The organism is Ilumatobacter sp., assembly GCF_049588435.1.
GTDB lineage: Bacteria > Actinomycetota > Acidimicrobiia > Acidimicrobiales > Ilumatobacteraceae > Ilumatobacter_A.
This window is the reverse complement of sequence record NZ_JBAVYV010000259.1, coordinates 1-11574: the sequence shown is the minus strand read 5'-3', so window position 1 is coordinate 11574 and position 11574 is coordinate 1. Positions and strand designations below refer to the sequence as shown.

Annotated in this window: 14 protein-coding genes and 1 pseudogene; all 15 read left to right on the top strand. The window is 66.0% G+C overall.

The window, feature by feature from the left end; translation table 11 throughout:
- The first annotated feature begins 71 nt into the window (after window positions 1-71).
- On the top strand, window positions 72-1265 hold the full coding sequence (locus WBV89_RS10140) for a glycosyltransferase family 4 protein (RefSeq protein WP_423981221.1): 1194 nt from the start codon (window positions 72-74) through the stop codon (window positions 1263-1265).
- A gap of 97 nt (window positions 1266-1362) precedes the next feature.
- Window positions 1363-1686, top strand: a complete 324-nt coding sequence (locus tag WBV89_RS10135) for an AtpZ/AtpI family protein (RefSeq protein WP_423981220.1) — start codon at window positions 1363-1365, stop codon at window positions 1684-1686.
- Window positions 1683-2144 (top strand): ATP synthase subunit I, encoded by a 462-nt coding sequence (locus WBV89_RS10130; protein ID WP_423981219.1) that lies wholly within the window; start codon window positions 1683-1685, stop codon window positions 2142-2144. Before WBV89_RS10135 ends, WBV89_RS10130 begins: the two co-directional genes overlap by 4 nt.
- Window positions 2145-2196: 52 nt before the next feature.
- Window positions 2197-2976 carry a F0F1 ATP synthase subunit A gene (atpB, locus tag WBV89_RS10125; protein ID WP_423981218.1) on the top strand — a complete coding sequence of 260 codons (780 nt, stop codon included), beginning with the start codon at window positions 2197-2199 and terminating at the stop codon, window positions 2974-2976.
- Between the two features lie 55 nt (window positions 2977-3031).
- Window positions 3032-3316 carry an ATP synthase F0 subunit C gene (gene atpE / locus WBV89_RS10120; protein ID WP_423981217.1) on the top strand — a complete coding sequence of 95 codons (285 nt, stop codon included), beginning with the start codon at window positions 3032-3034 and terminating at the stop codon, window positions 3314-3316.
- A 69-nt stretch (window positions 3317-3385) separates the two neighbouring features.
- On the top strand, window positions 3386-4015 hold the full coding sequence (locus tag WBV89_RS10115) for a hypothetical protein (RefSeq protein ID WP_423981215.1): 630 nt from the start codon (window positions 3386-3388) through the stop codon (window positions 4013-4015).
- Entirely contained in the window at window positions 4012-4605 is a 594-nt protein-coding gene (locus WBV89_RS10110) for a hypothetical protein (RefSeq protein ID WP_423981214.1), read from the top strand. Before WBV89_RS10115 ends, WBV89_RS10110 begins: the two co-directional genes overlap by 4 nt.
- The gene (gene atpH, locus WBV89_RS10105) at window positions 4602-5129 is read left to right on the top strand and encodes an ATP synthase F1 subunit delta (RefSeq protein ID WP_423981213.1); all 528 of its coding nucleotides are present in this window, start codon (window positions 4602-4604) and stop codon (window positions 5127-5129) included. The genes WBV89_RS10110 and atpH overlap by 4 nt, the downstream gene beginning before the upstream one ends.
- Before the next feature lie 33 nt (window positions 5130-5162).
- Window positions 5163-6755 (top strand): F0F1 ATP synthase subunit alpha, encoded by a 1593-nt coding sequence (gene atpA, locus WBV89_RS10100; protein ID WP_423981212.1) that lies wholly within the window; start codon window positions 5163-5165, stop codon window positions 6753-6755.
- Between the two features lie 20 nt (window positions 6756-6775).
- Window positions 6776-7654: pseudogene (locus WBV89_RS10095) on the top strand (F0F1 ATP synthase subunit gamma); the annotation flags it as partial.
- Between the two features lie 378 nt (window positions 7655-8032).
- Window positions 8033-9463, top strand: a complete 1431-nt coding sequence (atpD, locus tag WBV89_RS10090) for a F0F1 ATP synthase subunit beta (RefSeq protein ID WP_423981211.1) — start codon at window positions 8033-8035, stop codon at window positions 9461-9463.
- Between the two features lie 6 nt (window positions 9464-9469).
- Entirely contained in the window at window positions 9470-9898 is a 429-nt protein-coding gene (locus WBV89_RS10085; RefSeq protein WP_423981210.1) for a F0F1 ATP synthase subunit epsilon, read from the top strand.
- Between the two features lie 19 nt (window positions 9899-9917).
- Window positions 9918-10214, top strand: coding sequence for a DUF1330 domain-containing protein (locus tag WBV89_RS10080; RefSeq protein ID WP_423981209.1), 297 nt, complete (start codon window positions 9918-9920; stop codon window positions 10212-10214).
- 87 nt (window positions 10215-10301) lie between these two features.
- The gene (locus WBV89_RS10075) at window positions 10302-11207 is read left to right on the top strand and encodes a LysR family transcriptional regulator (RefSeq protein WP_423981208.1); all 906 of its coding nucleotides are present in this window, start codon (window positions 10302-10304) and stop codon (window positions 11205-11207) included.
- 150 nt (window positions 11208-11357) lie between these two features.
- On the top strand, window positions 11358-11574 hold a 217-nt coding region (locus WBV89_RS10070), incomplete at its 3' end, for a hypothetical protein (RefSeq protein ID WP_423981207.1).

Sequence of the window (11574 nt, the reverse complement as noted above, 5' to 3'; positions counted from 1 at the left end):
CCCGTGGAGCGTACGCGACGCGTCGACCATGGCGCCCGACCGTGTAGTCGGGTGGCATACAGTGTCGAGTCGTGCCCGAGGTGTCCTCCTACCTGATCGTCGGAGCGGTCGCCGCGGTCGTCACGTTCGCGCTGACCCCCGTCGTCGGACGGTTGGCGCACCGGTTCGGCTGGGTCTACCCACCCAACGAGCGCACGGTGCACACCGAACCGCTCCCCGACGTCGGGGGGATCGCCATGTTCGCCGGGTTCGTCGCTGCCCTCGCGGTCGCGTGGCAGCTCGACGAGTTCGATCCGCTGTTCGCATCGAGTTCGGAACCGCTCGGCGTGCTGATCGCGGCGATCATCATCTTCGGGACCGGTCTACTCGACGACATCCGCGAGTTGAGCGCCCCGGCGAAGGTCTTCGGCACGGTGCTCGCCGGTGTCGCGCTCGTCTACTTCGGCGTCGTGATGGACTCGTTCCGCCTGCCGTGGCTGGGCGAGACGATCCTGTCCGCCGACCTCAAGCCGTTGGTGACCGTGCTCTGGCTGGTGGGGATGAGCCAGGCGATCAACCTGATCGACGGGCTCGACGGGCTCGCTGCGGGTGTGGTCGCGATCGGGGCATTCGCGTTCTTCCTGTACAGCCAGGAGCTGACGGTCCGCGGTCTGATCCTGCCGAGCAACATCGGTCCGTTGTTCGCGATTCTCGCCGTCGGGGTGTGCGTCGGGTTCCTCCCGCACAACTTCAACCCGGCGCGCATCATGATGGGCGACGGGGGAGCGTTGCTGCTCGGCCTGCTGCTCGCCGTGTCGACGAGTGTGGTCGGTGGGCGCGCCGACTCCTTCGAGACCGAGTTCGTCGGCACGACCTACTTCCTGCTCGCTCCGATCGCGATCCCGCTGCTGATCCTCGGCGTGCCGATCCTCGACACCGCGTTCGCGATCATCCGCCGCGCCACGAGTCGGTCGTCGTTGGCGACCGCCGACAAGGGTCACCTCCACCACCGGCTGATCAACCTCGGTCACGGGCACCGCCGCAGCGTGCTGATCCTGTGGACCTGGACCGCGCTGCTGTCGGGTTTCGTGCTCTATCCGATCCTCACCGACCAGAACCCCGAATACCTGCCGTTCGGAATCGGAGCCATCGCGATCTTGCTGTTCACGCTGCTGCACCCGAGCGTGCGCGAGCAGCGCCGATTGAACAACACTCCTGCGAGTGGCGTCGAGCGACCCGTCCCGAGCGAGGATCAGCCGAGTCTGTTCGAATCCATGCGCGATTGAGCAACGTTTCCGGGTTGCCGGACCGCAGCGGCGGCACTAGGTTGTGCATGCATTCACAAGCGCCACCGACCGGTGCCGCAGTGACACCTCTGGATCGATGAAGCTCTTCCCTCGCCCGCCCAAGAACGTCCGCGTGAACTCGCAGGACTCTCTCGGCCACGGCATGGACGCGGTCATCATGCTGGTTCTGTTCCTGGGGATCGGGTACGGCCTCGATTGGCTGGCCGGCACGCAGCCGATCTTCATGATCGTGATGACCGTGATCGGTGCCGTCGGTCTCTTCGCCCGGTTCTACTACCAGTACGCCGAGAAGATGGATCAGCACGACCAGGACCGCCTCGCCAAGTTGGCCGGTCCGGCGTATCGCTCCGGTACCTCCGACCGAGCCGAAGCCGTCGACATGAACGGTGAGGCAGCGTGACCGTGGCCGAGAAGCACAGCCAGCACGTCGACCCGGTGATGATCCGCTTCGACGGCCCGGCTCCCGAAGTCGGCGTCTCGAACGACATGATCAAGCGTGGCCTCCTCGTCGCCCCGCTGCTGATCGCCGTGTGCACCGTGATCTGGGGTGCCGACGGCGCCTGGTCGAGCGCCTACGGCATCGCCATCGTGCTGGCGAACTTCGCTCTCGCCGCCGGACTGATCGCCGGTGCCGCCCGCATCTCGCTCGGCCTGATGATGGCGGCGACGTTGTTCGGCTACCTGATCCGCCTCGGTCTGATCTTTCTCGCGGTGTTTCTCGTGAAGGACGCCTCCTGGATTTCACTTCCGGCACTCGGATCGACCATCATCGTGACTCACCTCGGGCTGCTGTTCTGGGAGATGAAGTTCGTCGCCCTTTCGCTCGCCCATCCCGGTCTCAAGCCCGACCGTGCGTGACCACGCACATCGACCATCGACTCGCCCACTCCACGACTGAAACGGAACTTACGTGCTCGCAGAACGAGGACTCGTCTTCCCGCCCATCAACGAACTGCTTCGTTGGCAGGACATCTTCCCGTCTTTCAACAAGATCGCGCTCATCGCCGCCTTGGCCACGCTGATCAGTATCGGATTGTTCCTGCTCGCGAGTCGGAAGGATCCCACGGTCGCCCCGACCGGGACGCGCAACCTCGCCGAACAGACGATCGAGTTCGTCGAAGAGGGCATCGTCATGCAGACGCTCGGCAAGGAGGGTCTGAAGTGGACCCCGTTCCTGCTGAGCCTGTTCATGTTCATCTTCCTCTGCAACATCCCGGGGATCCTGCCGTTCTTCCAGATGCCGGCGACCGCACGCATCGCGATCCCGCTGACGTTGTCGTTGCTCGTCTGGGTGATCTACATCGCAGTCGGACTCAAGAACCAGGGTGGCGCGTACTTCGGTCACCTGCTGTGGCCTCCCGGAGTCCCCACGGCACTGAAGCCGCTGGTCGGCGCCATCGAGTTCATCTCCACGATCATCGTCACCCCGTTCAGCCTCACGGTCCGACTCATGGCGAACATGCTCGCCGGGCACATCCTGCTCGTCACCTTCGCCCTGCTGACCGCGGCGCTGGCCACTGCCGAGACCAGCCAGTGGCTTCTCGTCCCGGCGAGCATCCTGCCGTTCGGCATGCTCGTCTTCCTGACGGCGTTCGAGATCCTCGTCGCCTTCTTGCAGGCCTACATCTTCGCCATCCTGGCGGCGGTGTACATCAGCAACTCGACCGCCGGTCACGGCGACGAGCACTGATTCCCACCCACCCACGATCTTCAACACACAGAAATCACTGAGGAGAAGCACCCCAATGGAAGCTTTCAGCGCACTGGTCGCCGCCGCCGATACCGCAGGCGTCGACCCCGCAGATGCCAAGAACACCGCTGCTGCATCAGGAGCCGGTTTCGCCTACGGCCTCGCAGCCATCGGCCCGGGCATCGGCATCGGTTACCTCGTCGGCAAGTCCGTCGAGGCGATGGCCCGCCAGCCCGAAGCTGCCGGCATGGTGCGGACCACCATGTTCCTCGGCATCGCCTTCACCGAGGCGCTCGCCCTCATCGGCTTCGTGGTCTTCATTCTTCTCAAGTTCGCCTGATCGGCGTTCGGCCGGTTCTTGCACCAGCCATGAGTCCCATCCGTATTGCAATCCAGGAATGGAGTTGACGTGCTGACAGCCGTCGTCACAACTTCACACTCCGGCGGCGTCGTGCAGGTCAACCTGCTCGAAGCCGAGACGTGTGAACGCACCGATCTGAACGGCGAGGAATATCCCGTCGGTTCGGAGGAGTGCCCCGAACTGAACCCGATCGCGCCTGAAGTCAAGGAGATGGTCTGGGGATTCGGCGCCTTCGCGGTGCTGTTCGTCGTCCTGTACTTCTGGCTCTTCCCGAAGGTTCGGGACGGGATGCGCTTGCGCTACGACACGATCCAGAGCGACAAGGAGAGCGCCGACACGCTCACCGCTGCCGCCCGGGCCGATGTCGCCGAGTACGAGGCGCGCCTCACCTCGGTGCGCGCCGAAGCCCAGCAGAAGGTCGATGCCGCTCGCGCGACGCTCGAGACCGAGCGCGGCGAGCAGATCGGTGCCGCCAACGCGCGGATCAACGAGAAGCGTGCCGCCGCAACCGCCGAGGTCGAAGCCGCTCGTCAGGCTGCCATGGGTGACGTCGGGGCCGCGGTCACCGACGTCGTGAGCCGGGCGACCGAGATCGCCACCGGCAAAGTCCCGAACCCCTCGACCGTGCAGGCCGCGGTCGACTCCGCCATGGGCGCCACGACGGGAGCAACGTCATGATCAACGCAGCGCTCACCAATGTCGTTCTCCAAGCGGAATCGGTGCCGAACGACGGGGTCGGATCGACCTCGCTCAGCCCGTACTTCGCGCCGATCGAGGAAGTGATCATCGGTGGCCTCGCTTCGCTGATCGTCCTGGTCATGCTCTACAAGTTCGCCTGGCCAGCCATCTCCGATGGCATGAAAGCGCGTACCGCCCGCATCCAGGGTGAGCTCGACTCCTCCACCGCGGCTCGAGCGAAGGCCGAGAAGGACGCAGCCGAGATCCGCACGTCGCTCGGCGACGTCGACGGTGAACGCAGTCGCCTCTTCGCCGAGGCCGACACGCAGGCGGAGGCACTCCTCGTCGACGGGCGCCAGCGCCTCGTCGAGGAGATCGCCGAACTCGAGGCCAAGGCCGATGCCGACATCAGCGCCGCCGCCGGCCGCGGTGCCGACGATCTGCGGGCCGACATCGCCCGGTACTCCAACCAGGCCGTCGAAGCCAGCGTGAACGCATCGCTGGACGAGGCGACCCATCAGGAACTGATCGAGAGCTTCATCGCACGCGTCGGAGCCGGCGCCGGGATCCAGAACGGAGCCACGTCATGAGTGACGCACAGATCCAGGGCTACGCCCGGGCGCTCTTCGAGATCGCCCGCGCCGACGGCACCCTTGACGAGGTCGAGGACGAGCTGTTCCGTTTTGCCCGCTCGTACGAGGGCAGCGAGGAACTCCGCAACACCCTGTCCGATGAGCAGATCCCGGCCGAGAAGCGCCAGGCGATCATCGAAGACCTCCTCGGTGGAACCGCCACGCCGACCACGACACAGCTGGTGTCGATGGTCGTCGGTTCGGGCCGTGCCCGTGAGCTTCCCGCCATCGTCGACGTGCTCGTGCACCGTGCGAGCAACGCAAAGCAGCTCGACGTCGCCGAGGTGCGCACCGCAGTGCCGCTGAGCGACGACCAGAAGGACCGGCTCAAGGCGGCGCTCGAGAACGCGACCGGCAAGACGCTCAACCTCAAGGCAGTCGTCGACCCGTCCGTCGTGGGCGGTGTCGTCGCCACGGTCGGAGACGACGTCATCGACGACTCCGTCCGCACCCGCATCGACCAACTCAAGAGCCGGCTCTGAGAGCCCGCTTGACTTCCGTCAGGGACAAAAATTATGGCTGAACTCACCATCTCCGCCGCCGACATCGCATCGGCGCTCAAGAAGAACCTCGACGGCTTCTCGCCGTCGGTCGAGGCCCGCACCGTCGGCCGCGTCGCCGAAGTCGGCGACGGCATCGCCCGTGTCTCGGGTCTTCCCGACGCCGCCGTGAACGAACTCCTCGAGTTCGAGGACGGCTCGGTCGGCCTCGCACTGAACCTCGACGAGAGCTCGATCGGTGCCGTCGTGCTCGGCGACGTCGACAACATCGAAGAAGGCCAGACCGTCAAGTCGACGGGTGGCATCCTCTCGATGCCCGTCGGCGACGCACTGCTCGGCCGAGTCGTCAACGCGCTCGGTGAGCCGGTCGACGGTGGCGGCGAGCTCGTCGGAGCGATCCAGCGGCGCATGGAGATCCAGGCGCCCGGCATCCTCGGACGCAAGCCGGTGCACGAACCCCTCCAGACCGGCATCAAGGCAATCGACGCCATGACGCCGATCGGTCGTGGCCAGCGCGAGCTGATCATCGGTGACCGCAAGACCGGCAAGACCGCTGTCGCGATCGACACGATCCTGAACCAGAAGGGTCTCGGCGTGAAGTGCATCTACGTCGCGATCGGCCAGAAGGGCTCGACCGTCGCACAGACCGTCGCCACCCTGCGTGCCGCCGGTGCGATGGAGTACACGGTCGTCGTGACCGCACCCGCCGCCGACTCGGCGCCCTTCAAGTACCTCGCCCCGTACGGCGGCTGCGCCATCGGCCAGCACTGGATGGACAACGGCGAGCACGCTCTCATCGTGTACGACGACCTCTCCAAGCAGGCCGACGCATACCGTCAGATCTCACTGCTGCTGCGTCGCCCGCCGGGCCGCGAGGCCTACCCCGGCGACGTCTTCTACCTGCACTCCCGTCTGCTCGAGCGTGCGGCGAAGCTGTCCGACGAGAACGGTGCCGGTTCGCTGACCGCTCTCCCGATCATCGAGACGAAGGCAGGCGACGTCTCGGCCTTCATCCCGACGAACGTGATCTCGATCACCGACGGCCAGGTCTTCCTGCAGGACGCGCTCTTCAAGTCGGGTATCCGCCCGGCCGTCGACGTGGGCATCTCGGTGTCCCGTGTGGGTGGTGACGCCCAGATCAAGGCGATGAAGAAGGTCGCCGGCACGCTCAAGCTCGACCTCGCGCAGTTCCGTGAGCTCGAAGCGTTCGCCACCTTCGGTTCCGAGCTCGACGCCATCTCGGCCGCGCAGCTCGCCCGTGGGTATCGCCTCGTCGAACTGCTCAAGCAGCCGCTCAACTCGCCGATGCCGGTCGAGGAACAGGTCGTGTCGATCTTCGCCGGCACCAATGGCTACCTCGACGATCTGCCGGTCGCCGATGTGGTCCGCTTCGAAGGCGAGTTGCTCGAGCACATGCGCTCCAGCCACTCGGGCCTGCTCCACGAGATCCGCACGACGGGTCTGCCCGACGAGCTCGGCGATGCGATCAACCAGTTCAAGACCGGATTCCAGACCAGCGACGAGGCCGGTTCGTCGACCGATCCGACCTCGGTCGACGCCGACGAGATGGGCGACGCCGAGTCGGCCAAGACCCTCGCAACCGAGTGATCAGGGAGTACTGATTCATCATGGCCGGAGGCCAAGAGCGAATTCTGCGTGGCCGGATCAAGGCGATGCAGTCCACGAAGAAGATCACGCGCGCGATGGAACTCATCGCGGGTTCACGCATCGTCAAGGCGCAGCAACGCGTTCAGGCGGCCGTCCCGTACTCCGAGCAGATCACCGAGGTCGTCAAGGACCTCGCCGCTGCCGGAGGAACGTCCGACTCGCCGCTTCTGGCCGGACGTGACGAGATCAAGAAGACCTGCTACGTGGTGATGTCGGCCGACCGCGGCTTGTGCGGCGGCTACAACGCCGGTGTCCAGCGTGCTGCCGAGGGTGAGGTCAAGGCTGACGTGCTCGCCGGCAAGGACTACACGATCATCCCGATCGGCAAGAAGGCGCTCGGCTACTTCCGATTCCGTGGCTACCAGGTCGGCCAGTCCTTCATGGGCTTCACCGATCAGCCCAGCTACGAGGACGCCCGCCGGATCGGCGAACACGTCGTCGAGCTCTTCACCTCGGGCGAGGTCGACAAGGTCGAACTCGTCTACACACGCTTCATCACCGCCGGAAACCAGGAAGTCGTGCTGCGGCCGCTCGTGCCCCTCGGGAGCGACTCCGTGGCGGGTGGCGACGGCAAGGACAGCGTCGGCGGCGACTTCGACTTCGAGCCGGATCCGCTCACGATCCTCGACACACTCCTGCCGAGGTACGTCGAAGCACGGATCTACGCCGCGCTGCTCAACGCCGCCGCTTCCGAGCACGCGTTCCGCCAGCGGGCGATGAAGTCGGCGACGGACAACGCCGAGGATCTGATCAAGAACCTCAGCATCGTCATGAACCGTGCCCGTCAAGCGTCGATCACCGCTGAGATCATGGAGATCGTCAGTGGGGCCGCCGCCCTCGAAGGCGACGACATGGACGTCGGATACATCGACCTCGACGACAGCGACGACGTCATCGACGTTGCGGCCATGGCGACCCGACCGAACGACACGTCCTCCGAACGCCGACTCGATGGCGTCGGAGTGGCGACCCTCGAACGTGACGAGCTGACGCGAGTCGCCGGTATCGGCCAGCGGGTCGGCGCCGTGTTGAGCGACCTGAACGTGTCGACGTTCAAGCAGATCGCGACTCTGTCGTCCGACGACGTCGCACGCATCAACGAGCGCGTCGGTGAGACCGACCGCGTCCAACGCGAAGACTGGCAGGGACAAGCCCGCCGGCTCCACAACGAGAAGTACCCCGACGACCAGATCTGACCTGACTCAGGAGACACCGAAATGACCATCACAGAAAATGAACTCCAGGACGGCCGGGTCGTCGGAATCGCCGGCCCCGTGATCGACGTCGAATTCCCGCGCGGCGCACTGCCCGAGATCAACAGCGCGCTCGAGTTCGACGTCACGCTCGAAGGCGACACGATCACCGTGCTCGCCGAGGTCGCTCAGCAGCTCGGTGACGGTCGCGTCCGCGCCGTCTGCATGAAGCCGACCGACGGTCTGGTGCGCGGCGCCGCAGTGCGCAACACCGGCCACGGCATCCAGGTGCCCGTCGGCGACAAGGTGCTCGGCAACGTCTGGAACGTGTGGGGCGAAGCGCTCGACACGCAGCCGGAGGGCATCGAGGACGTCGAGCGCTGGGACATCCACCGCGACGCCCCGACCTTCGACGCACTCGAGCCGTCGGCCCGCATGTTCGAAACGGGCATCAAGGTCGTCGACCTCCTCACCCCGTACGTCGCCGGTGGCAAGATCGGCCTGTTCGGCGGCGCCGGCGTCGGCAAGACCGTGCTCATCACCGAGATGATCAACCGTGTCGCTTCGCAACACGGTGGCGTGTCGGTGTTCGCCGGAGTCGGCGAGCGCACCCGTGAGGGCACCGACCTCCGCCTCGAGATGCAGGAGTCGGGCGTGTACGAAAAGGCCGCCCTGGTCTTCGGCCAGATGGATGAGCCGCCGGGTGTGCGCCTGCGCGTCGCCCTGTCGGCGCTGACGATGGCGGAGTACTTCCGCGACGTCGCCGGCCAGGACGTGCTCCTCTTCGTCGACAACATCTTCCGCTTCGTGCAGGCCGGTTCCGAGGTCTCCACGCTGCTCGGTCGCATGCCGTCGGCGGTGGGCTACCAGCCGACGCTCGCAGACGAGATGGGCCAGCTCCAGGAGCGGATCACCTCGACAAAGGGCCGCTCGATCACGTCGCTGCAGGCCGTGTACGTGCCCGCCGACGACTACACCGACCCGGCGCCGTTCACGACGTTCACCCACTTGGATGCCACCACGGAGCTGTCCCGTCAGGTCGCCGCTCTGGGCATCTACCCGGCGGTGGACCCGCTGGCGTCGACGTCGACGATCCTCAGCCCCGAGGTCGTCGGCGACCACCACTACAACGTGGCCCGGCGGGTGCAGGAAACGCTGCAGCGCTACAAGGAGTTGCAGGACATCATCGCCATCCTCGGTCTCGACGAACTGTCCGAGGAGGACCGCCTCACGGTGTCCCGTGCTCGCAAGGTCGAGCGCTTCCTGTCGCAGCCGTTCTTCGTCGCCAAGACGTTCACCGGCCTCGACGGCGAGTACGTCCCGGTCGCCGAGACCGTCGAGTCCTTCGAGGCGCTCATCAACGGTGACCTCGACGACCTTCCCGAGCAGGCGTTCCTCAACGTCGGCAACATCGACCAGGTACAGGCGAAGGCCAAGGCCCTCGCCGAGAGCTGACACACGATGGCTGAGCCAATGCAGGTCGACCTGGTGTCGCCCGAGGAGGTCGTCTTCACGGGTGAAGCGAACATGGTGATCACGCGCACCCTCGGTGGCGGCGAGATCGCGTTCCAAGCCGGGCACGCGCCGTTCGTCGGCGCGCTCATCGAGAACCACACGCGCGTCTATCTCACCGACGGGACCATCCAGGACATCGCCGTGCACAGCGGCTTCGTCGAGGTCAGCGGCGGCTCGCCGACGCGGATCTCGCTGCTCACCGACAAGGCCGAACTGGCCGAGGACATCGACGTCGAGCGGGCCAAGGCCGACCTCGAACGTCATGAGCTGACGCTGAAGACCGAGTCGGTCGAGGCGCACATCGCCGACGCCGTCGCCGGCAAGGCCCGAGCCATTGCGCGCCTCACCGCGACCGGCACGGGTTTCACGGCCTGAATCTGGCAGTCTGAAGCGCATGAGCGCATATCTGATCGTGAACTACGACGTCGACGACGCGGCCAAGTACGCCGAGTACCAGGGCGGTGCCATGGGCGCGCTGCGGATCGGCACCGAATGTGACGTCGTCGTGTTGGATCCCGACTCGACCCAGGTCGAGGGTGAAGGGGCCGGCAAGCAGACCGTCGTCCTCAAGTTCGAATCGATCGAGAAGGCCAAGGAGATCTACGAGTCGGGTGAGTACCAGGCGATCGTCGGCACCCGCCACGCCGCCACGTCGAAGCACTTCGCGGTGCTCGTCAACGGCCTCAGCTGAGCGAACCCGATCCTCACGCCAACCGGCTGCGCAGGCGCATGACCCGGTCGTCGCTTCGGTCTGACGGCGATGGCCTACGTTTGAGTGATGCCGACCGAACTGACGATTCGGCAGCTGCGCTACTTCCGGGCGGCGTACGAGGAGGGCACGATCGCTGGTGCCAGCGAACGCCTCGGTACCTCGGCGTCCGCGATTTCAAGCGGAATCGCCGACCTCGAAACGGTGGTCGGAGCGACACTCCTGCTCCGGATCCCACGTCGACGGCTCGCCCTGACCGCGGCGGGCAGGACGGTGATCGACGATGTCGATGGACTGCTTCACCTCGCCGACCGGATCGAGACGAGCGCTCGGACCCGGGTCGGTCGTCACGTCGTGCGCTTCGGCTGCTTCAAGCCGTTCTCGCCTCATTACGCACCGCGGCTGTTGAAGGCGGCATCGACGGCGGACCCGCCGATCGACGTCGAGATGCTCGAACCGCCGGTGGGGGGACTGGTCGAGGGTCTACTTTCCGGCGCCATCGATCTGGCCCTGCTCTACGATCACGCGCTGCCGACTTCGCTCCAAACGGAGGTGATCAGTCGCCACCGGCCATTCATCGTCCTCGCCGAAGGCCACCGCCTCGCCGACCGCCCTCGCGTAGCGCTGGCTGACCTCGAGGCCGAGCCGATGGTGCTCCTCGAGGACGCGCCCGAGCCCTTCTTCGAACCGATTCTCGAGGGCCTCGGTCTCGCGCCGAACGTCGTGCGGACCACGGACAACATCGAGACGCTGCGGTCGATGGTGGCGAGCGGAATGGGATGGTCGCTGTTGACCGGTCGTCCGCGCCGGGGCCGGAGCTTCGAAGGGCTCGCGTTCGTGGGCGTCGAGATCGCGGAGCAGGTCGATGACGTCGCACTGGTGCTGGCCTATCCGGCCGTGGCCGACCTCAGTGGAGCGGCGAGGATGTTCGCCGACGTGTGTCACGGTCTCATCGGTTCGGGCACGTCGGGTTAGTCATCGGATCTCTCGACGGCTGGCATCGGAATTCGGCGCTGTACACGCGACCGTCCGACACGCAGAGTCGGGGGTGCCGGGGACTCCGCTCCGGTGAGGTCTGATCGCGGTCCCCACATTTCGGGCCTGCACGATCCGTCGGGAGGCACGGTGCAGCAGAACAACGAACCTCGATGCGACGGTTTCGACCGGGCGACAACGAGCGGGCGGGTCCGCAAGCAGCGGCCGACCGTTCGGATCGCGATCTTGCTCGCGTTGATCGGCTCGGCCGGATGGTTCGTGGCGACGAATCCTCCCGTGCAGGCGTCCGACGCGGTCATTGCCTCGCCGAACGTGCCCCAGCCCCAGCTCGCGATGGCGTCGGGTG

Coding starts and splice junctions, on each gene's coding strand:
- atpE (WP_423981217.1), top strand. CDS start 3,032: ATGGAAGCTTTCAGCGCACTGGTCGCCGCCGCCGATACCGCAGGCGTC.
- atpD (WP_423981211.1), top strand. CDS start 8,033: ATGACCATCACAGAAAATGAACTCCAGGACGGCCGGGTCGTCGGAATC.
- WBV89_RS10080 (WP_423981209.1), top strand. CDS start 9,918: ATGAGCGCATATCTGATCGTGAACTACGACGTCGACGACGCGGCCAAG.
- WBV89_RS10135 (WP_423981220.1), top strand. CDS start 1,363: ATGAAGCTCTTCCCTCGCCCGCCCAAGAACGTCCGCGTGAACTCGCAG.
- WBV89_RS10075 (WP_423981208.1), top strand. CDS start 10,302: ATGCCGACCGAACTGACGATTCGGCAGCTGCGCTACTTCCGGGCGGCG.
- atpH (WP_423981213.1), top strand. CDS start 4,602: ATGAGTGACGCACAGATCCAGGGCTACGCCCGGGCGCTCTTCGAGATC.
- WBV89_RS10085 (WP_423981210.1), top strand. CDS start 9,470: ATGGCTGAGCCAATGCAGGTCGACCTGGTGTCGCCCGAGGAGGTCGTC.
- atpA (WP_423981212.1), top strand. CDS start 5,163: ATGGCTGAACTCACCATCTCCGCCGCCGACATCGCATCGGCGCTCAAG.
- WBV89_RS10110 (WP_423981214.1), top strand. CDS start 4,012: ATGATCAACGCAGCGCTCACCAATGTCGTTCTCCAAGCGGAATCGGTG.